General features: G+C 76.9%; 22 protein-coding genes. 14 read left to right on the forward strand and 8 right to left on the reverse strand.

The genetic code is table 11. From position 1 onward, the window contains the following. Window positions 1–11 precede the first annotated feature (11 nt). Complete coding sequence (locus ACWIX7_RS23285; RefSeq protein ID WP_448618773.1) at window positions 12–140, forward strand: hypothetical protein; 129 nt, start codon at window positions 12–14, stop codon at window positions 138–140. A 99-nt stretch (window positions 141–239) separates the two neighbouring features. Here ACWIX7_RS23285 and ACWIX7_RS23290 read toward each other — a convergent pair whose 3' ends face one another. Further along, on the reverse strand, window positions 240–653 hold the full coding sequence (locus ACWIX7_RS23290) for a TIGR03618 family F420-dependent PPOX class oxidoreductase (RefSeq protein ID WP_448618774.1): 414 nt from the start codon (window positions 651–653) through the stop codon (window positions 240–242). A gap of 253 nt (window positions 654–906) precedes the next feature. Between ACWIX7_RS23290 and ACWIX7_RS23295 the strand changes: the two genes are divergently transcribed. From ACWIX7_RS23295 to ACWIX7_RS23325, 7 genes are all read left to right on the forward strand, one after another. Continuing rightward, window positions 907–2025 (forward strand): glycosyltransferase family 4 protein, encoded by a 1119-nt coding sequence (locus ACWIX7_RS23295; protein ID WP_448618775.1) that lies wholly within the window; start codon window positions 907–909, stop codon window positions 2023–2025. Continuing rightward, window positions 2022–2990, forward strand: coding sequence for a Gfo/Idh/MocA family protein (locus tag ACWIX7_RS23300; protein ID WP_448618776.1), 969 nt, complete (start codon window positions 2022–2024; stop codon window positions 2988–2990). Before ACWIX7_RS23295 ends, ACWIX7_RS23300 begins: the two co-directional genes overlap by 4 nt. Before the next feature lie 39 nt (window positions 2991–3029). After that, entirely contained in the window at window positions 3030–3980 is a 951-nt protein-coding gene (locus tag ACWIX7_RS23305) for a Gfo/Idh/MocA family protein (RefSeq protein WP_448618777.1), read from the forward strand. Between the two features lie 52 nt (window positions 3981–4032). After that, entirely contained in the window at window positions 4033–5145 is a 1113-nt protein-coding gene (locus tag ACWIX7_RS23310) for a zinc-binding dehydrogenase (RefSeq protein WP_448618778.1), read from the forward strand. A 4-nt stretch (window positions 5146–5149) separates the two neighbouring features. Further along, entirely contained in the window at window positions 5150–6361 is a 1212-nt protein-coding gene (locus tag ACWIX7_RS23315) for a glycosyltransferase (RefSeq protein ID WP_448618779.1), read from the forward strand. A 107-nt stretch (window positions 6362–6468) separates the two neighbouring features. Next, on the forward strand, window positions 6469–6918 hold the full coding sequence (locus ACWIX7_RS23320; protein ID WP_448618780.1) for a hypothetical protein: 450 nt from the start codon (window positions 6469–6471) through the stop codon (window positions 6916–6918). A 170-nt stretch (window positions 6919–7088) separates the two neighbouring features. Beyond that, the gene (locus tag ACWIX7_RS23325) at window positions 7089–7610 is read left to right on the forward strand and encodes a DinB family protein (RefSeq protein ID WP_448618781.1); all 522 of its coding nucleotides are present in this window, start codon (window positions 7089–7091) and stop codon (window positions 7608–7610) included. Window positions 7611–7623: 13 nt separating this feature from the next. Here ACWIX7_RS23325 and ACWIX7_RS23330 read toward each other — a convergent pair whose 3' ends face one another. The 4 genes from ACWIX7_RS23330 to ACWIX7_RS23345 all read right to left on the reverse strand — a co-directional run bounded on the left by ACWIX7_RS23330 (window position 7624) and on the right by ACWIX7_RS23345 (window position 12312). Then, entirely contained in the window at window positions 7624–8403 is a 780-nt protein-coding gene (locus ACWIX7_RS23330; protein ID WP_448618782.1) for a competence protein CoiA family protein, read from the reverse strand. A 38-nt stretch (window positions 8404–8441) separates the two neighbouring features. After that, a complete protein-coding gene (locus tag ACWIX7_RS23335; protein ID WP_448618783.1) occupies window positions 8442–9248 on the reverse strand; it encodes an SDR family oxidoreductase in 807 nt (268 codons plus the stop codon). A 68-nt stretch (window positions 9249–9316) separates the two neighbouring features. After that, window positions 9317–11119, reverse strand: coding sequence for a glycosyltransferase family 2 protein (locus tag ACWIX7_RS23340; protein ID WP_448618784.1), 1803 nt, complete (start codon window positions 11117–11119; stop codon window positions 9317–9319). After that, window positions 11116–12312 carry a glycosyltransferase family 4 protein gene (locus tag ACWIX7_RS23345; RefSeq protein ID WP_448618785.1) on the reverse strand — a complete coding sequence of 399 codons (1197 nt, stop codon included), beginning with the start codon at window positions 12310–12312 and terminating at the stop codon, window positions 11116–11118. Before ACWIX7_RS23345 ends, ACWIX7_RS23340 begins: the two co-directional genes overlap by 4 nt. 93 nt (window positions 12313–12405) lie before the next feature. On the opposite strand from ACWIX7_RS23345, the gene ACWIX7_RS23350 reads away from it, so the two are divergent. After that, on the forward strand, window positions 12406–13512 hold the full coding sequence (locus ACWIX7_RS23350; RefSeq protein WP_448618786.1) for a glycosyltransferase family 9 protein: 1107 nt from the start codon (window positions 12406–12408) through the stop codon (window positions 13510–13512). Further along, complete coding sequence (locus ACWIX7_RS23355) at window positions 13509–14582, forward strand: glycosyltransferase (RefSeq protein ID WP_448618787.1); 1074 nt, start codon at window positions 13509–13511, stop codon at window positions 14580–14582. The genes ACWIX7_RS23350 and ACWIX7_RS23355 overlap by 4 nt, the downstream gene beginning before the upstream one ends. Here ACWIX7_RS23355 and ACWIX7_RS23360 read toward each other — a convergent pair. Further along, window positions 14503–15525, reverse strand: coding sequence for a Brp/Blh family beta-carotene 15,15'-dioxygenase (locus ACWIX7_RS23360; protein WP_448618788.1), 1023 nt, complete (start codon window positions 15523–15525; stop codon window positions 14503–14505). The two genes, ACWIX7_RS23355 and ACWIX7_RS23360, sit on opposite strands and share 80 nt — an antisense overlap. A gap of 152 nt (window positions 15526–15677) precedes the next feature. Here ACWIX7_RS23360 and ACWIX7_RS23365 point away from each other — a divergent pair, with 152 nt between their 5' ends. From ACWIX7_RS23365 to ACWIX7_RS23375, 3 genes are read left to right on the forward strand one after another with little or no spacing between them, the layout of a single operon-like run. Beyond that, on the forward strand, window positions 15678–15854 hold the full coding sequence (locus ACWIX7_RS23365; protein WP_448618789.1) for a hypothetical protein: 177 nt from the start codon (window positions 15678–15680) through the stop codon (window positions 15852–15854). Window positions 15855–15900: 46 nt separating this feature from the next. Then, on the forward strand, window positions 15901–17325 hold the full coding sequence (locus ACWIX7_RS23370) for an NADP-dependent succinic semialdehyde dehydrogenase (RefSeq protein ID WP_448618790.1): 1425 nt from the start codon (window positions 15901–15903) through the stop codon (window positions 17323–17325). After that, complete coding sequence (locus ACWIX7_RS23375; RefSeq protein ID WP_448618791.1) at window positions 17322–18254, forward strand: quinone oxidoreductase family protein; 933 nt, start codon at window positions 17322–17324, stop codon at window positions 18252–18254. Before ACWIX7_RS23370 ends, ACWIX7_RS23375 begins: the two co-directional genes overlap by 4 nt. A 61-nt stretch (window positions 18255–18315) precedes the next feature. Here the strand turns inward: ACWIX7_RS23375 and pdxY are convergent, their stop codons facing one another. Further along, the gene (pdxY, locus tag ACWIX7_RS23380) at window positions 18316–19167 is read right to left on the reverse strand and encodes a pyridoxal kinase PdxY (RefSeq protein WP_448618792.1); all 852 of its coding nucleotides are present in this window, start codon (window positions 19165–19167) and stop codon (window positions 18316–18318) included. A 107-nt stretch (window positions 19168–19274) separates the two neighbouring features. Here pdxY and ACWIX7_RS23385 point away from each other — a divergent pair, with 107 nt between their 5' ends. Further along, the gene (locus ACWIX7_RS23385) at window positions 19275–20450 is read left to right on the forward strand and encodes a cysteine--tRNA ligase (RefSeq protein WP_448618793.1); all 1176 of its coding nucleotides are present in this window, start codon (window positions 19275–19277) and stop codon (window positions 20448–20450) included. Between the two features lie 990 nt (window positions 20451–21440). Here ACWIX7_RS23385 and ACWIX7_RS23390 read toward each other — a convergent pair. Continuing rightward, complete coding sequence (locus tag ACWIX7_RS23390; protein ID WP_448618794.1) at window positions 21441–22034, reverse strand: TVP38/TMEM64 family protein; 594 nt, start codon at window positions 22032–22034, stop codon at window positions 21441–21443. Between the last annotated feature and the right edge of the window lie 43 nt (window positions 22035–22077).

Below are 22077 nucleotides of genomic sequence, written 5' to 3' on the forward strand. Positions count from 1 at the left end.
ATCGCCGAGCCGTGGGAGACCCGGACGCCGTACGGGCCGGGGACGCCGCGGTCGTCGTCAACGCGGTCCACCGGGCCACCGGCGTGCGGGTGCGGCACCTGCCGGTGACCCTCGACGAGCTGCTGACCGGCCCGCCCTGAGGAAGGACCCCTGCCCACCCCTCGCACGCTCGCGGCGGGTCCCTGCAGGGAGGAGCCCGTCCTCCGTCGGCTCGAGGCGGGGAGGACGGCGTCGCGGCCTCAGCCGGCGATCGTCTGGCGTTCCGGCTCGATCCACACGGTGACGCGCTCGGTCCTGATGTTCTCCGCCGGATACGGCTTGCCGTCGTACTTCTGTGACAGCTCGTCGATCTGGTCGCGGGCGCGCTGGCCCCGCTCGGTCTCGACCACGCGGCCACGGACCTCGGCGTAGCGGTACGGGTTCTGCTCGTCCCGGATCGCCAGGGTCACCCGCGGGTCCTGTTCGAGGTCCTGGAACTTCTGCCGGTGCGGTTCGGTGTTGACGAACAGCCGGTCTCCCTCGACGCCGACCCAGATGTACTGCGTCTGGATCCGGCCGCTGGGCAGCAGCGTGCTGATCGCGGCGTAGTTGGCGCCGCTGGCCAGCTCGCGGGTCGTCGGGTGCAGGTCGGGACCGTCCTGGGTGTCAGCCACGGACCCGGACTACCCACCGGGCGCCGTGGCACGCCCGCCCCCGCCCGGAGCCCGGGAGGCGCGGGGAGGTCGGGGTCCTCCCTCGCTGGAGGACGACGTCCCCCGGTCGACGCGCCGCGGGCTCCGGCCGACCTGGGTGGTGGCTCGGAGGTGACCGGGCAGGTCGGCGGGGGATCCGCTCCGGTCCCGCGGGAGGCGGCGAGGCAGTAGCTTTCCTCGTCCCGGAGCCCACGGGTCGACCAGGGGGACGCCGATGACTGATCGCCGCTCGATCTGCCTCTACACGCCGTCGACCGACCCCTCGGGGATGGGCGCGCACATGGTGGACCTGATCGCCGAGTTCGCCGGGACGGCCGACGTGGCGCTGATGATGAGACCGACGGTGGGCGGCCGGCGGTTGCTGGACCGCGCCGCCGAGCTGGGTGCCCGCACGGTGGAGCTGCCCTCACCCCGCGACCCACGCTTCGCCGCCGTGGTGTCGGACTCCCTCGCCACCCACCCCGCCGACGTCTTCCACTGCCACGTCGGCACCGGCTCCGAGGACTGGGACGGCGTTCGGCTGGCCCGCCGCGTCGGGTGCCCGGCGGTCGTGCAGAGCCAGCACCTGCCCTACCTGGTGTCCTCCCCGCGCAAGCGGCGGGCCTTTCACCACGCGATCGAGGGAGTCGACCGGCTGATCGCCGTCTCGGAGGGACTGCGCCGCAGCTACGCCCGGATCGGCGTCCCCCCGGAGCGGTTCACCACCGTGCCCAACGGCGTGGCCCCGCTGCGCGACCGGATCGGCCGGGACGCCGCCCGCGCCGCCCTGGGCCTGGACCCGCGGCAGCCCGTCGTCCTCACCGTGGGCCGGCTGACCCACATGAAGGGCCAGTGGCACCTGGTCGACGCCGTCCCCGGCCTGCTGGAGCGGTTCCCGGACCTCGCCGTCGTCCTGGTCGGCGACGGGCCGCTGCGCGAGGCGCTGGAGAAGCGGGCGGCCGAGTCGGGCGTGGGCGGCGCCGTCCGGTTCCCCGGTCACCGGACCGACGCCCGCCAGCTGCTCGCCGCGGCCGACGTGTTCGTCCTCCCGTCGCGGCACGAGGGGATGCCGCTGGTGGCACTCGAGGCGATGGAGGCGGGGCTCCCTGTGGTGGGCACCCGCGTGATCGGCACCGAGGAGGTCGTCGTGGACGGCGTCACCGGCGCGCTGGTGCGGCCGGGGGACCCCGCCGCGCTGGGGGCGGCCGTGGGACGGCTGCTCGCCGACCCCGCGCTCCGGCGCCGGCAGGGTGACGCCGGCCGGCGTCGCTACCTGGCCGGCTTCACCCGGGAACGGATGGCCAGGGACACCGCAGCGGTCTACGAGTCCGTCCTGGGCGGGGTGCTGCGGTGAGCCGCCTGCGGGTCGGCGTCGTGGGCACCGGCTTCATCGCCGGTCGGCACCTGGCCGCGCTGGCCGGCTTCGACGACGTCGAGGTCGTCGCGGTCGCCGACGCCGACCCCGCGCGGGCCGAGGAGGCCGCCGCGCGTTCCGGCGCGCGGCCCCACCCGGACGGGATCGCGCTCCTGGAGACCGAGGAGCTGGATGCCGTCTGGCTGTGCGTCCCGCCGTTCGCCCACGGGCCCTTGGAGGCCGCGGCGATCGCCCGCGGCCTGCCGTTCTTCGTGGAGAAGCCGCTGGGGCCGGACCTGGCCACCGCCGAGGCGATCGGGGCCGAGGTCGCGGCGGCCGGGCTGACCACCGCCGTCGGCTACCACTGGCGGCACCTGGGGCTCGTGCACCGGGCGCAGCAGCTGCTGCGGGACCGGCCCGTGCAGCTGGTGACCGGTGCCTGGCTGGACCGCACGCCCGGTGCGCCGTGGTGGTCGCGCCGGGCGGCCTCCGGCGGGCAGGTCGTCGAGCAGACCACCCACCTGTTCGACCTCGCCCGGCTGCTCGCCGGCGAGGTCGACACCGTCGCCGCGGTCGAGCGGGCCGCGCCCGAGGGCGACGTCCCGGCCGCCTCCACCACGCTGCTGACCTTCGCCTCCGGCGCCGTGGGGAGCATCTCCTCGGCGCGGGTCCTCGGCCGTCGCCACTCCGTCGGCCTGGAGCTGGTCACCGAGGGGCTGGCCGTGCAGGTGACCGAGCGCGGCCTGTCCGACCACGAGCTGCGCGTCTCCGGCGCCGACGGGGAGGAGACCACCGGCTCCGCCGAGGACCCCATCGCCGTCGAGGACCGGGAGTTCCTCGACGTGCTGCTGGGGGCGGCCCCGGGAGTGCGGGTCCCCTACGCCGAGGGGCTGCGCTCGCACGCCCTGGCCTGCGCCGCCGACCGGGCAGGGCGCGAGGGCCGGCCCGTCCGGCTCGGGGGCTGACGAGGGTTGCCGCCCGGCCGGCCCGGGCAGGAGGCGGACATGACGACGAGGATCGGCCTGGTCGGGGCCGGGTTCATCGCCGGTCGGCACCTCGACGCGCTCACCTCCATCGAGGGCGTGACCGTCGCCGGGATCGCCGACCGACGCGCCGACCGGGCCGAGGTGCTCGCCGCCCGCGCCGGGGCCGCGGCCTACGCGCACTGGGCCGACCTGCTCGACGTGGAGCGCCTGGACGCGCTGTGGGTCTGCGTCCCGCCGCACGCGCACGGCGAGGTCGAGACGGCGGCCGTCGAGCGCGGGCTGCCGCTGTTCGTCGAGAAGCCGCTGGCGACCGACCTCGCCACCGCGGAGGCGCTGGCCGACCGGATCGACGCCGCCGGCCTGCTCACCGCCGTCGGCTACCACTGGCGCTACCTCGACACCCTCGAGATGGCGCGCGAGCTGCTCGCCGGGGCGCCGGCCCGCATGGTGCTCGGTACGTGGCTGGACCGGGCGCCGCGGGTGGACTGGTGGGCGCGGCAGGACGGCTCCGGCGGGCAGACCGTCGAGCAGGCCACCCACCTCTTCGACGTCGCCCGGGTGCTGGTCGGGGAGGTCGAGGCCGGCTGGGCCACCGGCTCGCGCTCGCCCGACGGCCCCGGCGACATCCTCGACGTCTGCACCGCCGCGCTGCGCTTCGAGAGCGGCGCGGTCGGGTCCTTCTCCAACAGCTGCCTGCTGCCCCACGCGCACCGGATCGGCGTCGAGCTGGTCGCCCCCGGCCTGGGCCTGTGGCTCACCGAGCACCGGCTCGTGGTCACCGACGCCGACGGCGAGCGCACGATCGACCGCGACGTCGACCCCTTCGAGGCCGAGGACCGCGCCTTCGTGGCCGCCGTCCGGGGCGAGGGGCACGACGTCCGGACGCCGTACCGCGAGGCGCTGCGCACCCACCGGCTGGCGGTCGCCGTCGCGACCGCGGCCGCGGACGGCGGGACGGTGCAGCTGTGAGCGGCTCCGTGATCGACCGGCTCTGCCGGGCGGGAGTGAACGGAGGAGCGTTGTGAGCCGCGCGATCCGCAGCATCGGCGTCGTCGAGCCGGGGCGGCCGGCGATCCTGGACGCCGAGGAGCCCGACCCCGGCCCGGGGCAGGCGTGGGTGCGCACCGAGTGGAGCGGCATCAGCGCCGGCACCGAGGTGGCGCTGGTCCGCGGCACCGACCCGCACCACCTGCTGCACTGGGACCCCGACCTGCGCTCCTTCGACGAGGCCGGCCCGCCCGCCGCCTACCCGGTGACCGGCCTGGGCTACATGGAGGTCGGCCGGGTCACCGAGAGCCGCACCCCCGACCTGGCCGAGGGGCAGCTGGTCGCCATGGCCTACGGGCACCGCACCGGCATCTGCGCCGACCCGTCGGTCAAGCCGGTCATCCCGGTGCCCGACGACCTCGACCCGCTGCTGGGCGTCTACCTGGCCCAGATGGGGCCGATCTGCGTCAACGGGCTGCTGCACGCCGCCGCCGACGTCGCCGGACCGGGCGTGGGCGTCGACGCCGGGGTGCGCGACCGGCACGTGCTGGTCACCGGGGCCGGGGTCATCGGGTTGCTCAGCGCGATGCTCGCCGTGCGGCACGGGGCCGCGGACGTCGTCGTCGCCGAGCCCTCCGCCGAGCGGCGCGCGGTCGCCGAGGCGCTGGGCCTGACCACCCTCGCGGACGGCGCCGCTGCCGAGCCCGCCTCCCCGGCCTGGCGCGCGGTCAAGGAGCGCTGGCGGCACGGGCCGGGGGACGCCGGCGCCGACGTCGTGCTGCAGTGCCGCGGGCACGACGCCGCGCTGGCCACCGGGCTCAAGGCGCTGCGCCCGCAGGGCACCGTCGTCGACCTCGGCTTCTACCAGGCCGGTGCCGAGGCGGTGCGGCTCGGCGAGGAGTTCCACCACAACGGCCTCGCGGTGGTCTGCGCGCAGATCGGCCGGGTGCCGCGGGGCATGGCCGGCGCCTGGCCGAGGACGGCGCTCGCGGAGGTCACCCTCGACCTGCTGCGCGAGCGCGGTGACGACGTCCGCCGGCACCTGGTCACCGACGTGCTGCCGTTCGAGGAGGGGCCGCGGCTGCTCGCCGACCTCGCCGGCCGCCGGCTGGCCGCGCCGCCGCTGCAGGCCGTGCTGCGGTTCTGACCCCGTGCGAGTGCTGCTCGTCGGCAACCACTGGACCGAGGGGCCCGGCGGCGCGGAGACGATGCTGATCCTCACCGCGGACCTGCTGCGGGCCGCCGGGCACGAGGTGGTGCCCTTCGCCGTGGCCGAGGAGCGCACCCTGCCCACCCCGGTGCGCGCCTCCCTGCCGGCAGCGGCGGGGGCCGGCGCGCGGACCCGGTTCGGGGAGGCGGCGGCCGGGGTGTGGTCGCCGTCCGCGTACCGGGCGCTGGCGCGGGTGGTCGACGAGGTGCAGCCGGACGTCGCGCACGTGCACCACGTCTTCGAGCGGCTGACGCTCTCGGTGCTCGACGCGCTGCACCGCCGCGGCGTGCCGACGGTGATGACGCTGCACGACTACAAGCCGGTCTGCCCGAACTTCCGGCTGTTCACCGAGGGCGCGCCCTGCACCCGCTGCCTGTCCGGCGGCTACTGGCAGGTGGTGCGGCACCGCTGCCTGGAGGGCTCGCGGTGGCGGTCGGTCGCCGCGGCGGTGGACTCCTACGCCGCCCGCGCCCGCGGCGTCTACGACCGGGTGGACCGGTTCGTGGCGCCGAGCGCGTTCCTGCGCGACCGGGTGGTCGAGGGCGGGCTGCCGGCCAACCGGGTCGAGGTGCTGCCCAACCCGGTGCTCGCGGCCCCCTCGCCCCGGCCGTCCCCCGGCGACCCGCCGGCGGTGCTGTACGCCTCCCGGCTGGTCGCGGAGAAGGGCGTGGACACCCTGCTGGACGCCGCCGGACGGCTGCCGGCGGGCGTGCGGGTGCGGCTGGCCGGGTCCGGGCGGCTGGAGCGGGCGGTGCGGGCGCGGGTCACGGCGGAGGAGCTGCCGGTCGACGTCCTGGGCCCGCTGGCGCCGGACCGGGTCGCCGCCGAGCTGCGGGCCGCGGCGGTCGCCGTCCTGCCGGCGCTGTGGTGGGAGAACTGCCCGATGGCGGTGCTTGAGGCCGCGGCCCAGGGCGCGCCGGTGGTGGCCTCCGCGGTGGGCGGCGTCCCCGAGCTGGTGGACGACGGCACGACGGGGCTCCTGGTGCCGCCCGGGGACGCCACCGCGCTGTCCGGCGCGCTCACCCGGCTGCTGTCGGACCCCGCCGAGGCGGACCGTCTCGGTCGTGCGGGCTGGGCGCGGGTGCGGTCGCGGCACGACCCCGCGGCCCACGTCGCGGTGCTGCAGGAGGTGTATCGGCGTGTCGCCCGGTGAGTCGTTGCGGACGCACTTGTCCCGCAACCCCTGGGGGCGGATCCTGCCGACATCGCCGCGCACGCCGGGTGGGCCGTGCTCCCGCGGCGCTCGGGGAGTGGGTCGTCATGAAGTGGGCGGCTGTCGTCGTGCTCGGCTTCGGGCTGGAGATCGCGCTTGTGATCGTGATGGCGCGGAGCAACACCGCGCGGTGGGAACGTGATCACCGGGCCGCCCGGGCGGCGATCAGAGCGCGTGAGGAAGCGGGATTGCGCGTGCGAGCGGCAGGGCTGGTGGCGCAGCGCGTCCCGCACCCACACCTGGCACACCTCCCGCACGTGCACCTGTCACCGCGGGTCGTCGACCGGCTGGCGCACACCCGCGAGGCGCTGCGCGTCCCGCGCCTGCACCTGCCGCACCTGCGCCTGACCCGGCGGCGTCCGGAGGCGCAGGGGGAGCCGGTGCTCGCCCAGGAGGGGCCGGTGCCCGCGCAGGAGGGGCGGGTGCCCGCGCAGGAGAGGCGGGTGCCCGCGCCGGAGGACGTGAGCCCGCCGTCCGAGGAACAGCCCGCGTCGTAGCGTTCGCCGTCCGGCCGCGGGATGTGCACGCAGCGCTGTCCGCGCGCCGTCCGGCCCACGCGGTGTGCACGCATCGCGCACGGCCTCGCCGTGCCCGGCACCTGCCACCGGCCGCGTCCTCTGCGCGGTGCGGCACACTGCCGCGGCAGATGCCGGACGAGGAGGTGGGCATGACGCCCGAGGACGACCGCACCGAGCCCCCGCTCACCGGGGACGAGGTCACGCTGGTGACCGGGTTCCTGCAGTACCAGCGGGAGACGCTGGCCTGGAAGTGCGCGGGCCTGACACCGCAGCAGCTGGCGACCCGCGCCGTCCCCACGTCCGAGCTCACCCTGCTCGGCATGGTCCGCCACCTCGCGGCGGTCGAGACCGGCTGGCTCGTCGGCTTCGGCGGGCTGCCGTACGACATGTGGCCGGACGTGGTCCGGGACCGCGCCGAGCAGTTCCGGGTGGACCCGGACACCGTCGCCCAGGCCGACGTCGACGCGGCCTGGGCGACCTGGCACGCCGTCACCGAGGCGGTCGGCAAGGTCGTCGACCAGCTCCCGCCGGACACCGCGGACCGGCCGTGGGGTCGGCACGACGAGTACTCGCTGCGCTGGATCCTGCTGCACCTGGTCGAGGAGTACGCCCGGCACAACGGCCACGCGGACCTCCTGCGCGAGGCGATCGACGGCGCCACCGGCGAGTAGCCGGGCGCTTCCGCTACGCGGGGAACGGGAGGACGGGCGGCGCGTCGACCCGCGGGTGGTCCCGCGGCCCCTGCTCCGCGCACCGGGCGGCGCGTCGCGCCGCCTCCTGCCGGTCGGCCGCGCGGCAGGCGTGCAGCGCCCGGGCCTCCGCGGCGCCCGGTGCCTCGAACCCGTCGGGAGTGAGGCGGCAGGCGCCGAGTCGCACCCAGCGCGTCCCGCCGTCGACGTCCCGGACGCCGACGAGGAGCCCGGTGTTGTGCCGGCGCACCGCGTAGGCGACGCCCCGGACGGCCAGCTCGGTGTCGCCGGCCGACTCGGCCGCGGGTCCGTACAGCCAGGTCACGTGCCGGACCTGCCTGCGGTACCGGTCGTCGCGCTCCCGCCAGGCGGTGTCCGGCAGAGGCGAGAGCTGCACGACGACGGCGCAGCTCACCTCGGCCACGACGACGCGCAGCCCGCCGCTCCCGGGGACCTCCTCGAGCACCGCCCGGAACCCCTGCGCGGCCAGCCACGCCCCCAGCGCCCGCCGGTGGCGGAGGTGCTCGTAGGCCGGTCCGGCGTCGGATGCCGTGAACGCACAGCGCACGTCGCCGGAGTGCCGGAACTGCGGCCGGGCGCCGTCCCGGGCTTCCAGGACCAGCCGGCCGCCGCACCCGCCGGCCTCGCGCGAGCACCAGAAGCCGCGGCTGCGGTCGAGGCCGAGCACGCGGACGGCCGTCCCGTCCTCGGGCAGCGTGACGGCAGCGGTGCCCGCCGGCCCGTCCGTCACCGCCCACCGAAGCTCGATCGACACGCCGCGACGGTAGGCCGGGGGACCGACAGGTCCGGGCGTCACGACCGGCCGGCCGCACCGGTCCCGCCTGGGCCGTGGTGCTCCGCGAGCCACTCGTCGAACGACTGGTGGCCGCGCCGGCCCCCGGTGGGCAGCTGCGCCCCGTCGCGCATCGCCCGCCCGGCCCGACCCGGCCAGACGACCGGCACCACGACGCCGCGGTCGCCCCGTGCGCGCAGGAGCACGCGGACCAGGTCCACGAACTCCTCCTCCCGCGGTCCCCCGATGTCAGGTGCCCGACCGCACGGCCCACCCTCCACCACGTCGGCCAGCGCCCGGGCGACCTCGACGGCGGCCACGGGTGCGGTGCGCAGCCGGGGGACGAGGACGAACGGGCCGACGCGGCCGCGGCGGGCCACCGTGGCGACGAACTCGTGGAACGGCGTGGCCCGCAGCACGGTGGACGGGACCGGGCCGGCCGTGACCGCCTCCTCCTGGCGGAGCTTGGCGGCGTAGTAGGGGTAGGGGATCCGGTCGATCCCGACGATCGACAGCAGCACGTGGTGGTGCGCGCTGGCCGCGGCCCCGGCGTCGAGCAGCCGGCGGGTGCCACGCACCAGCACGGCCTCGGCGCGGCCCCGTCGGACCGTCTCGACGTTGAGGCAGTCGACCACGGCGTCGACACCGGCCACCGCCTCGTCGACACCGGTGCCGGCGGCCACGTCCCCGCGGTAGCCGACGGCGCCGGTGGCGCCGGCCGTGCCGCCGCTCCTGCTGAGGACCCGGACCTCGTGACCGCGGCGGACCAGCTCCGCGGTCAGGGGCCGGCCGACGGTGCCGGTCCCGCCGACGACCAGGGTGCGCACGGCGTCCTCCTCGGTGCGTGCTGGCCGTGAGGGTGCCGGGCGGTGGCCCGCACCACCAGGGCCGAGCGTCACCGGGCGCCGAGCACCGAGCCGAACAGCTCCAGCACGCGGTCGGCGTGCGCGTCGAAGGTGTGCTGCTCGCGCACCGCCAGCGCCGCGGCCGCGCCCTGCCGGGACGCCAGCTCACCGGCCAGGACGTCGGCCACGTCGTCGGCGGACCGGTAGGACAGGCCGGTCCCGTCGCGGCGCAGCACCCGCTCCACCGACACCAACGACCCGGGGTTGGCCTGCTGCAGCAGCGGCAGCCCCGCGGCCAGGTAGACCGGCAGCCGGGCGGGGGAGTTGAGGTCGTCCCACGTGGCCCGCCGCAGGTCGCCGCCGTTGGCGCTGTCGAAGCGGTGCAGCCACCCGGCGTCGTACCGCGACAGCTCACGCACCCACCCGTCCGGCCCGACCGGCGGGTGCACGTGCACGAAGCCCGGCGCGGCCGCGAGCGCGGCGTCGAGCCAGCCGGTCCACGAGCCCTTCGGCCCCGGCGCCCGCACCTGCCCGTAGAGGTGGGTGTGCACGCCGCGCGCGGCCAGCCCGAGCACCCAGTCGAGGTCCAGCCCCGACGGCCGGCCGGTGACGACGGTGTGCGGCTGACCGTCGGCGTCCGACAGCTTCGGCGTGAGCGGCGCGTCCAGCCAGTCCCGCTTGGGCAGGTCGCCGTCCAGCACCCCGAGCCGGGACGGGTCGACCCGGCCGGACAGCGCCAGGGCGAACCAGTCGCGCTCCTCCGCGGTGGCGAACAGGGACGCCGAGGCCCGCCTCACCAGGTCGGCCAGCAGCGGCCACTCCCCGCGGACGGTGCTGCGCTGCGGCGCCTCCTTGAACGTCCACACGAACGGCAGCTCGGGGAACGCCGACTGCACCGCGTGCGCGAACGGCACCGCCCGCCAGTTCAGCTGCGCCCACACCACGTCGGGTGCGAGTGCGCGCACGGCGTCGCGCCACCGGTCCCGGGGGAGGTCGGGCACGTGCCCGAACGGCAGCGGACCCACGGTGGCGTCGCCGAGGCCGTCGGTCGTCCAGAGCCCGGTCAGCCGGGTGCCGCGCTCGGCCAGGGCCAGCACCCGCTCGGGGTTGAGCGCGAGCTCGCCGACCAGCAGCACGGACAGCCCGTCGGCCGGGTGGGACCGCGACCGGAACCGCGCGTAGCGGGCGACCTCGTCGACGTCCCCGCCGTCGGTGGAGGCGAAGCGCAGCGGCTCGCGCACCCGGTAGCGGCTGCGGAAGACGTTCAGCCCGCCGTCCCGCGACTCGCGCAGCGCGGCGGAGCGCTGGCCGGGGTGGCGGGTCCACGAGCAGGTGACCCGGCCGGTGTCGGCCGTCCGCCCGCGGGTCCGCAGCCGGTCCCACATCAGCCGGCCCAGGTCGTCGGACTCGAGCTCCGCCCGCTCGATCCACCGATCGGCGGTGAGCCGGTGCGCGACCTGCACCAGCTGCTCGTAGGGGGTGTCCGACGGCTCGGCGAGGCCCGACCGCGCCAGGACGACGCCGGGCGCGGCCAGGCAGTCGAGCAGCGCGGGGAGGTGGTCGGGGGACCAGACGTCGTCGGCCGGGAGGTAGGCGACCAGGGGGGCGTCCAGCGCGTCGAGCCCGGCGTTCAGCGTCGCGCCGAGCCCGCGGTTGTCCGCCCAGCGGACCAGCCGCACCCGCGGGTCGTCGAGGGCGGCCACGACGTCGGCGACCGCCTCCGGGTCCGGTGAGCCGTCGTCGAGCACCAGCGCCGTCCAGTCGCCGGACCGCTGCGCGCGCAGGCCCTCCAGCGCGCGGGGCAGGAAGGCGGCCTGGTCGTACACCGGCACGAGCACACCGACCGCCGTCACGCGGCGACCCCCACCGCGCACCCTCCCCGCACCCGCGCGTAGACGGCGGCCACCCGCGCGGCCAGCCGGGGCCAGGCGTACTCGGCGGCCCGGGCACGCGCCCCCGCCGACAGCCGGGCCCGCAGGCCGGGGTCGGCGGCCAGCCGGTCCAGCGCCGCGGCCAGCGCGGCGACGTCCTCGGGCGGTACGAGCAGGCCGGTCTGCCCGTCGCGGACCACCTCGGGGATGCCACCGACGTCGCTGGCCACCACCGGCAGCCCCGAGGCCATGGCCTCGGTCAGCACCGAGCCCATCTCCTCGTAGGCCGACGGCAGCACCAGCACGTCGAGCGAGGCCAGCACGGCCGGGACGGCGGTGTGCTCGACGAACCCGCTGAGGTGCACCCGCGGCAGGCCGGCCGCCAGCCCGTGCACCCGCTCGCGGTCGGGGCCGTCGCCGACGACGACGAGGGACGCCGGCTCCCGCATCCGCCCGAACGCCTCGACCAGCCGGTCGGCCCGCTTCTGCGGCGCCAGCCGGCCGACGTAGCCGATCCGTGGCCGCGTGACGTGCGGGAAGACGTCGGGGGAGCCGCCGGTGAAGAGGCCCGGGTCGAAGCCGGACGGGATGGTGTGCACCCGGGCGGACGGCACGCCGTCGGCGGCCAGCGCGGTGGCGGTCCGGTCGGTGAGGACGACGACCGCGTCGGCCCGGCGCAGCGCCGACCGCTCGACCCACCCGCCCAGCGCCCGCAGCAGCCGGGTGCGCGGGCCCCGGCCGGTCAGCGTGTGCCCGACGCTGCAGTGCACGGTGACCACCAGCGGGCAGCGGTGCCGCCGCGCGGCGAGCCGGGCCAGCGGCAGGGTGGCGAGGTCCTCGCCCTGGTGGGCGTGCACGACGTCCACCGGCCGCGCCGGCCGCCGCAGGACGACGCGCAGCGCGTCGAGGGCCCACAGCTGGCGCAGCGACGGCACCCGCAGCCCGGTGCGGTGCACGACGGCGGAGCGGCCGAGCCGGGTGACACCGCGCCGACCGGCCAGCCGCGAGGTGACCACCGTCTGCGCGTGCCCCTGGGCGTCCAGGCAGCGGGTCAGCGTGGCGGTGTGGTTCTGCATGCCGCCGATCGGGTCGTACCGCGCGGACCGTCCGTCGACCCGCACGGGCTCGAACACGCTGCACAACCGCAGCACGTGCGGGCTGGAGGAGTGCACCACCGGACCTCCCGCACGCATGGGACCTGCCCGTTCTGGACAGGACCCGCAGTACAGCAGACCCGGCGGACGCCCGCCGGGGGGGAGGACGGGCCGGTGAGCGGACCCCTGGTCGACCCGGCGGTGCGCCGGATCGCGCTCGTGCGGCTGCGCGTGGGCCTGGGCGACCTGCTCTGCTCCCTGCCCGCGCTGCGCCGGCTGCGCGCCGCCCGGCCCGACCTGCGGGTCAGCCTGGTCACCTGGCCGGAGACCGCCGCGGTCGTGGCGCGGATGGGGGACGCCGTCGACGAGCTGCTGCCCTTCCCCGGGGCGGACGACGTCCCCGACCGCCCACCCGGCCGCGAGCCGGACCCGGCGTCCTGGGCGGCCTTCACCGCGGCGGCGGCCGAGCGGCGCTTCGACCTGGCGCTGCAGGTCTACGGCGACCGGCCCGCCGCCAACCGGGTCACCGCGGCCCTGGGCGCCCGGCTCGTCGGCGGCTTCGCCCCGACCGGCTGGGAGCCACCGCCCGGCACGGAGCACCTGCACCTGCGCTACCCGGTGCACCTGCACGAGGCCGAGCGGCACACCCGGCTGTTCGAGCACCTCGGCCTGCCGCCGGCCGGCCCGCCCGAGATGGCCTTCCCGATGACGCCCGCCGACGCGGCCGAGCACGCGGCGACGCTGGCCCGCACGGGCCTGGTGCCCGGCGGCTACGCCGTGCTGCACCCGGGAGCCTCCTCGCCCACCCGCATGTGGCCGGCCGAGCGGTACGCCGCCGTGGGCGACGCGCTGGCCGCCGACGGGCTGGCCGTCGTCGTCACCGGTGGGCCGGGGGAGCGGGCGGTCGGCGCGGCGGTGGCGGCCGCGATGCGCGCCCCGGCGGTCGACCTCGCCGGCGCCACCAGCCTGGGCGGACTGGCCGCGCTGCTGCGCGACGCCGCGGTCCTGGTCGGCAACGACACCGGCTCGGCGCACCTGGCCGCCGCGGTGGGCGCCCGAAGCGTCACCGTCTTCCTGCCCGGTGACCCGGTCCGCTGGGCGCACCCCGGTCCGCGGCACCGCGCGCTGGTCGCCGACGTGCCGTGCGCGCCCTGCCCGCACCTGGTCTGCCCCATCGACTTCCGCTGCGCCGACTCGGTGCGGCCCCGGGACGTGCTCGCCGCGGCCCGCGAGCTCGTCTCCGGCCATCTTCGCGGAGAAGGCCGGGAGGCCGTCGCATGACACGCGTCTCGCTGGTCTGCGACTCCGAGAACTGGGGCGGCGCCGAGGTCTACCTGACCCACCTGCTGCGCCGCGCCGGCGACCAGGGCCGGACGGCGTGGCTGGTGTGCGCCGAGCCGCTGGCCGGCCGCTTCGCGCCGCTGCTGCCGCCCGACCGGCTCGCCGTCGTCCCGCTGGCCCGGCACTCGGGCACCGCGCCGGGGGTGCGGGCCGCGCTGGCCGCGCAGCGCCCGGACGCCGTGCTGGTCAACCTCGTCGACCCCGGGTCCAACGCGGCGGCGGTGGCGGCGGCGCTCGCGGTCGCGCCCACCGTCGGCGTCCTGCACCTGCCCGGCGATCCCGGGACGGAGCGGCCGCACCTGGCCGGCCTCTACCGCGCGATGGCCGCCGTCCTCACGCCGGCCGCCGGCGCCCGCGACCAGCTGGTCACCGAGCTGGGCGTGCCCGCGCACCGGGTGCACGTCGTCCCGAACGGCGTCGACGTGCCCGCCGACCCGGCCGGGCCGGCCGGGCGGGCGGTGCCGCGGATCGGTGCGCTGGGCCGGCTGACCGCGCAGAAGGGCTTCGACGTGCTGCTCGACGCCGTCCGGGTGCTGACCGGCGAAAGCGTGCCGGTCGAGGTGGTGGTCGGCGGCGAGGGGCGGGACGGCGACCGGCTGCGCGCCGCGGCGGCGGGGCTGCCGGTCACCTTCTGCGGGTTCGTCGACGACGTCCGCGGCTTCCTCGCCGGCCTCGACGTCTTCTGCTTGTCCTCCCGCCGCGAGGCGCTGCCCCTGGTGCTGCTGGAGGCCATGGCGGAGGGGGTGCCCTGCGTGGCCACCGACGTGGGGGACGTCGCGGTCGCGGTCGGCACCGACGCCGTCGTCGTCCCGCCGGAGGACGCCGGGGCGCTCGCCGCGGCGCTGGCCGGCCTGCTCGCCGACCCGGCCACGCGCGCGGAGCTGGGCCGGCGCGCGCGAGCCCGGGCGGTCGCCGCCTTCGACGCCGACCTCATGGCCCGCCGGACGTTCGCCGTGCTCCCGACTCCAGGCGGTCCAGCCAGCCGACCACCAGGACGTGCGGGAGCGTGAGCGCCGCCAGCACCGGCACGTCGGTGGCCACGAACGCCCGCCACCCGCCGGCGGTCGACCACAGCAGCGCGAGGACGACGAGGACCGCCGCCGTGGGCAGCGCCGCCTGCACGGCGAAACGCCGCAGCGGCCGGCCCAGCCGACCGGCGACGAGGTCGGCGCGGTTGCCCGGGTCCTCGGCTCCGACGCGGGCCACGTGCCGGACGGCGTGCCAGCAGCCGAACCAGACCCCGAACGCGGCCAGCGGCGGGACGACCAGCACCAACGCGGTCAGGACGCCCAGCTCGGCGGCGTCCAGCCACCGCCGGGCGCACAGGTGGGTCCCGGCGAGCACGGCGGTGGCTGGGAGGACGACGCCGAGGACGACGGCCGCGAGCTCCGACGGCAGGCGTCCGTCCGACCCGGGGACGACCGCGGCGACGACGGCGGCGGTCCCCTCGGCGCCGCGGACCAGCGGCACGAGCAGCACCAGCGCCCCGACGACGACGGCCGCGGGCACCCGGCGCCGCACCGGGCGGCCGGCGCGCAGGTCGGCGAAGGCGGTCTCCCCGCTGCCGAAGTGCCACACGGAGACGGCGACGAACGCCAGCAGGGCCGCACCCGGGGCGGCGCGGAACGCCAGCCAGCCGGCCGCGGCGAGGACGGCGTAGCCGGCGGCGAACCCGGCGAGCACCCGGAGCCGCCAGCCCAGCCGGAACCCGGGGACCAGGTGGTCCACCGCCCCGTGCGGCAGGCCGAGCAGCAGCCCGGCCACCAGTACGGCCGGCGCCGCGTCCGCCCAGCCACCCGGGACGGTCAGCTCGACCAGGCACGCCGTCCCCGCCGCTCCGATCGAGACCGCGGTGGCGGCGCGGACGGGTCGGGCGAGGGCCTCCCCGGGCGGCAGCCCCTCCGGGGCCGGGGCGGACGCGACCCGGCTCCCGAGGGCCGGCGAGCGGGGCATCGTGCTCCTCGGAGGAGGGGTCCCGGGTGCGGACCGGGTCTGGACCGGGCCGCCGGTACCCCCGCGGCGAGCGGCCAACCCCTGCCGGCGGACGACCGGAGGCGTCACCTCCGGCGGGTGTGCGCGCCCCCGCTGCGGGGAACCGGACCCCCATGAGCAAGAAGACGAACCAGCAGGAGCAGCAGGCCGCCGCCCGCCAGGCCAAGAAGGAGGGGCTCTCACCCAGCGAGGCGGGCGTGACCACCGGCGCCAGCAAGCAGATGCGGCACGTCAGCACGGGGGACGACCGGCACGAGCACTCGAGCGCGCAGGGCAAGAGCAAGACCTGATCCCCCGGGCTCCAGCCGAGACCGAGCGCCCCGAGAGAGGACACCCATGGCCATCGCCACGATCAACCCCGCCACCGGCGAGACGTTGCAGACCTTCGAGCCGTTGTCCGACGACGCCGTCGACGAGCGGATCGCCCGGGCGGCCGCGGCGTTCGAGGGCTACCGGCTGACCAACCCGCGGCAGCGGGCCGGCTGGCTGCGGGCCGCCGCCGACGTGCTCGACGCCGACGCCAAGAGCGTCGCGGAGCTGATGACCACCGAGATGGGCAAGACGCTGGCCTCGGCGCAGGCCGAGGTCGGCAAGTGCGCCAAGGCGCTGCGCTACTACGCCGAGCACGGCGAGGACATGCTGCAGCCCAAGCCGGCCGACGCGCAGGCGGTCGGTGCGACCGAGGCGTACGTGGTGCACCAGCCGCTGGGCGTGGTGCTGGCGGTGATGCCGTGGAACTTCCCGCTGTGGCAGGCGATGCGCTTCGCCGCTCCGGCGCTCATGGCCGGCAACGTCGGCCTGCTCAAGCACGCCAGCAACGTGCCGCAGACCGCGCTGTACCTGGAGGAGCTGTTCCGCAAGGCCGGCTTCCCCGACGACGTCTTCCAGACCCTGCTCATCGGCTCCGGTGCGGTGGAGCGGGTGCTGCGCGACGACCGGGTGGTGGCCGCGACGCTGACCGGGTCGAACGCCGCCGGGCAGGCGGTGGCCACGGTCGCCGGGGACGCGCTGAAGAAGACGGTGCTGGAGCTGGGCGGCTCGGATCCGTTCATCGTGATGCCCTCGGCGGACCTGGACCGGGCCGCGGAGGTCGCGGTGACCGCGCGCTGCCAGAACAACGGGCAGAGCTGCATCGCCGCCAAGCGGTTCTTCGTCCACGCCGACGTCGCCGAGGAGTTCACCCGGCTGTTCGCCGAGAAGATGGCGGCTCTGACCGTCGGGGACCCGATGGACGAGGGCACCCAGGTCGGCCCGCTGGCCACCGAGTCGGGGGTCCAGGACGTCGAGGGGTACGTGCAGGACGCCGTCGAGAAGGGCGCCACCGTGGTGGTCGGCGGGAAGCGGGTGGACCGGCCCGGCTGGTTCTACGAGCCGACCCTGGTCACCGACGTGACCCCGGAGATGGGCATCTGGTCGGAGGAGGTCTTCGGGCCGGTCGCCGCGCTGCACACCGTGGCCGACCTGGACGAGGCGATCCAGCTGGCCAACGAGCACGTCTACGGCCTCGGCTCGAACCTGTGGAGCGAGGACCAGGGCGAGCGGCTGCGGTTCATCCGCGACATCCAGTCGGGGATGGCCTTCGTCAACGGGATGACCACCAGCTACCCGGAGCTGCCCTTCGGCGGGGTCAAGCAGAGCGGCTACGGCCGGGAGCTGACCGAGGTGGGCATGTACGAGTTCTGCAACGCCAAGACCGTGTGGATCGGACCGCCCAGCAGCCAGCAGGGCGAGGGCAACACCGCCGCAGCCGCGTCGGAGTGACCCGCGTCGTCCTGGCGACCGCCTACGGCGGTCCCGAGGTGCTCACCGTCGTCGACCAGCCGGTCGCCGACCCCGGCCCCGGGCAGGCGCGGGTCCAGGTCCGCGCCGCCGGGGTCAACCCGGCGGACTGGAAGAGCTACACCGGCGCGTTCGGCACCGACCCGGCCGCGCTGCCGCGGCGGCTCGGCTCCGAGGTGTCCGGGGTGGTCACCGCGGTCGGTCCGGACGTCGCCCTCGCCGTGGGGGACGAGGTCATCGGGTTCCGGGTCTCCGGCGGGTACGCCGCCGAGCTCGTCGTCCGCGCGTCGGCGCTGGTGCCCAAGCCGGCGTCCCTCGGCTGGGAGCAGGCCGCCGGGCTGATGCTGACCGGCGCCACCGCCGTGCACGCGCTCACGGCCACCGGGGTGGGGGAGGGCGACACCGTGCTGGTGCACGGCGCCGCCGGCGGGGTGGGCCTGATGGCCGTCCAGCTGGCGGCGCTGCGCGGTGCCCGCGTGATCGGCACGGTCGGAGGCGGCGGCGGCGAGCTGGTGCGCCGGTTCGGCGCCGAGACGGTGCGCTACGGCGACGGGCTGGCCGACCGGGTCCGCGAGCTCGCGCCGGACGGCGTGGACGCCGCCGTGGACCTCGTCGGCACCGACGAGGCCGTCGACGTCTCCCTCGAGCTGGTCGCCGACCGGCAGCGGATCGCCACCATCGCCGCCTTCGGCCGCGCCGCGAGCGAGGGCATCAAGGCCCTCGGCTCCGGGCCGGGCGCCGACCCCGGCACCGAGCTGCGGGACGCCGCCCGGCTGGACCTGGCCGACGCCGCCGGCGCCGGTCGGCTGGAGGTCGTCGTCGCAGGGACCTTCCCGCTGGAGGAGGTCGCCGCGGCGCACCGGCAGGGCATGGCCGGCCACACCCACGGGAAGTTGGTGCTGCTGCCCTAGAGAAAGGACCCGCTCCTCCCGACCCTCGCACGCTCGGGCCGGGCCCCTGGAGCGGGCCGGTTCAGACCTCCTCGACCGCGAAGGTGCGGCTCGGGGACACGACCTCCTCCTGCGCGGCGACCAGCAGGATCTCCCGCGAGCGCGCCTGCTCGGTGGCGGCCAGCAGGCCGTGCACCGACGCGGCGGCCGCACCGAGCGCGGTGCCGGCGTCCCGGCCGGCCAGCCAGTGGGCGAGGAAGAGCGCGGCGATGGCGTCGCCGGCGCCGTTGACCGCGACGTCCAGCCGGGGGGTGCGCACCCGGAAGTGCCGGCCGCCCTCGGAGGCGAGCAGGTCGACGGCGTCCCCGGGGGTGTCGTCGGTGACCAGCGAGGTGGTCAGCACGACCCGCGGGCCCATCGCCTGGACGGCGGCCACGGCGTCCCTCACCTCGCCGAGCGTCCGCGTCGTCGCCCCCGCGAGGTGGTCGAGCTCGTAGTGGTTGGGGGTGACCAGGTCGGCGGCGGGGACGGCGACCTCGCGCATGAAGTCGGGGATGCCGGGGCGGACGAAGACGCCGCGGCCGACGTCGCCGATGACCGGGTCGCAGCAGTAGACCGCCGCCGGGTTGGCCTGGCGCACCCGCTGCACGGCGCCGACGACGGCGTGCCCGATGTCGGCCGAGCCGAGGTAGCCGGAGAGGACGGCGTCGCAGCTGCCCAGCACGCCGCGCTCGGCGATGCCGTCGACGACCTCCTCGATCGCCGGGCCGTCGAAGACCCGGCCCTTCCACTCGCCGTAGCCGGTGTGGTTGGAGAACTGCACGGTGTGCACCGGCCACACCTCGATGCCCAGGCGCTGCAGCGGGAAGACGGCCGAGGAGTTGCCGACGTGGCCGTAGGCGACGTGGGACTGGATCGAGAGGACGGCGACCATGGGGGAACGTTCGCACAGCCCCCACCCGGCGCCGATGACCCGTTCCGGCTCCGGCAGCGTCCTCGGGCTGCTGCAGGAGGGCTGACCGCGGCGGGCAGGATGGCGGCATGGCCCCGTCTCCAGTCACCTCTCCCGGGATCGTCGGCGTCGCCGGCCGCGTCACCGAGCCGGTCGACGTCCGCAGCGCCGACCTGCGGCTGGGCGGGCGACCGCTGCCGGTGGTCAGCCCCGCGCGCGTGTACGTCTGCGGGATCACGCCCTACGACGTGACCCACCTCGGGCACGCGGCGACGTTCGTGTGGGCCGACGTCCTCGGGTCGGTGCTGCGGCTGGCCGGCGCGGACGTGGTGACCAGCCGGAACGTGACCGACGTCGACGACGTGCTGACCCGCGCCGCCGACGCCCGCGGCCGGCACTTCGACGAGTTCGCGCTGTGCCAGGAGTTCGCCTTCGAGCAGGACATGCGGGCCCTGGGCGTGCGCCCGCCGACCCACGCACCGCGGGCGCGCCACCACATCGCGCACGTGCAGCAGCTGGCCGCGGCGCTGCTGCGGGCCGGCCGGGCGTATGAGCGGGAGGGGCACGTGTTCTTCCGCGGTGCCGAGGCGGTGGCGGCATCGGGGCTGCCTTCCGACCGGGCGCGCGAGCTGGCCGCCGAGTACGGCGACGGCCCGGACGACCCGCTGCGCGAGGACCCCTTCGACGTGCCGGTGTGGCGGCCCTCCGGCGAGCAGGACCCCGCCTGGCCCTCCCCGTGGGGCTGGGGGCGGCCGGGCTGGCACGCGGAGTGCGCGGCGATGGCGACCGCGACCCTGGGCCACGGCGTGGACGTCCTGGTGGGCGGCGCCGATCTGGCGTTCCCGCACCACGCGCACCAGGCGGCGATGGCCGAGGCGGCCTCGGGGGTGGCGCCGTTCGCGCGCAGCCGGGTGCACGTCGGGGCGGTGTCCCAGGACGGCGCCAAGATGGCGAAGTCGACCGGCAACCTGACGCTGGTCGCGGACCTGCTGCGGGTGGCCTCCGGGCCGGCGCTGCGGTTGCTCGTGCTGGACCGGCCGTGGTCGCAGCCGTGGGAGTACCGGCCGGAGCTGCCGGAGAGGGCGACCGCGCGCTTGGACGCGCTCTTCTCCGCCGCCGGCCGGTCCGCCTCGTCGCCGGCAGCAAGCCGCGCGGTGGCCGACCGGCTGTTCGACGACCTGGACGTGTCCGGCGCCCTGGACGTGGCCATCACCGACGGAGGGGACGCCGCCCGCCAGCTGGTGCGGGTGCTCGCGCTCGGCTGAGGGTCAGCCGCCTGCCTCCGCGAGGAGCCCGGCGAGCGCGCGGAGGCGCCCGACGTAGCGCCGCTCGTGGGGTCCGTCAGCCCGGGCAGCAGTCGGTCGAGGTCCTGGAGGCAGGCGTGGGCGACCGACCGCTCTGCCGGGCCGATCCGGCCTCCGTGCCGCCACGTCTCCACGAGTCCGGACAGGTCCGCGTCGAGGATCGTGGCCTCCACGCCGGACGGGTCCTCGTCGCGGAGCCGCTCCGGGAACCTGGCCCGCCGGTGCTCCCCGGACAGGCGGAGGGCGGTGTCGGCCCGGTTCCCCTGAACACACCCCGAACCCACGGCCGGCGTACGACACATTCCGGCCCCTCACCAGCGGAGACGATGACCGGCGCGGTCCTGACGGGTTGATCATGGGGTTGTTGCAGGGGACACGCGTGGACGCGCCGCGCCCGGCAGCACCAACCCCATGATCAACGGGCCAACGACGAGCGGTGCAAGTCGGAGCGGATGACGGCGATCCGCCGAACCGCCCTACGTCGATCATGGGGCCGTTGCAGGCGACACGCGCAGAAGCGCCGCGCCCGGCGGCGACAACCCCATGATCACGGCCGCCGGGCTCCGACGACCGGTGGCAGTCGGGTGCCGGCCGAGCCGGGCGCGTGGGAGTCGACGGGGCGGAACCCGGAGGACCTGACCGGGTGACCTGCGTCGAGACGCCGCGAGACCCCGCCGATCACCGGGGAGCGGCGGGGTCTCGCGGGGAGGGTGGGTCAGGCGGCGCGGAGCGTGGCCGGAGCGGCGGTCGGGTGCGCCGTCGGCTTGGCGGGCACGGTCCAGCGCATCTCCATGTGCCGGTGACCGGCGCTGTCCACGACGGGGACCCAACGCACCTGCGGACACGGATTGACACGCATGACAGCCACCTCTCGTTCACCTGTTGTTCACCATTGTGACAGCAAGCACCCCTTGTGCAAACCGGACACGACGGGGTGACCCGGAAGCGGGGTTAGAGCCAGCCGACCACGGAGGCGCCGATGCCGACGTGCAGCACCGCTCCCGGCACGACCCCGACGACGGTGCCGAGCGTGGCCGGCAGCCACCGGATGCTCGACAGGCCGGCGGCGTAGCTGACGATCCAGAAGGGCACCGGGCTCAGGCGCGCCAGCACGACGGCGAGGAAGCCGCGGTGCCGGAACAGCCGGTCGGCGCGTGCCAGCCGCGGGCCGGTCAGCCGGGCGACGGCGTCGCGACCCAGGTACCGGCCGAGGGCGAACCCGCCCATCCCGCCGGACCAGCCGGCGAGCACGGCCACCGCGAGCCCCGCGGGGAACCCGGCCGCGGCGCCGAGCAGCACCGACAGCGCCGTCCGGGGGACCGGGGTCATCAGCGCCGCGGACACCCCCAGGACGACGGTGGCCCAGCCGAGGGGGCCCGCGTGGTGGAGCCAGGCCTGCAGCGTCGGGACGCCGGGCCGCTCCACCGTCAGCGCCACCACGGTGGCCGCGGCCAGCAGCACCCCCAGGACGGCGAGCCGCAGCCACGGTCGGCCGGTCGGCGGGCTCTCCGGCTCCGGCTGGGGGGATCCGGACCCGGGGCGCACGTCGCCCACGCTACGGGCGCGGCCGGAGAACCCGGTTGCGGCC

This window comes from Geodermatophilus sp. URMC 65 (assembly GCF_053502545.1).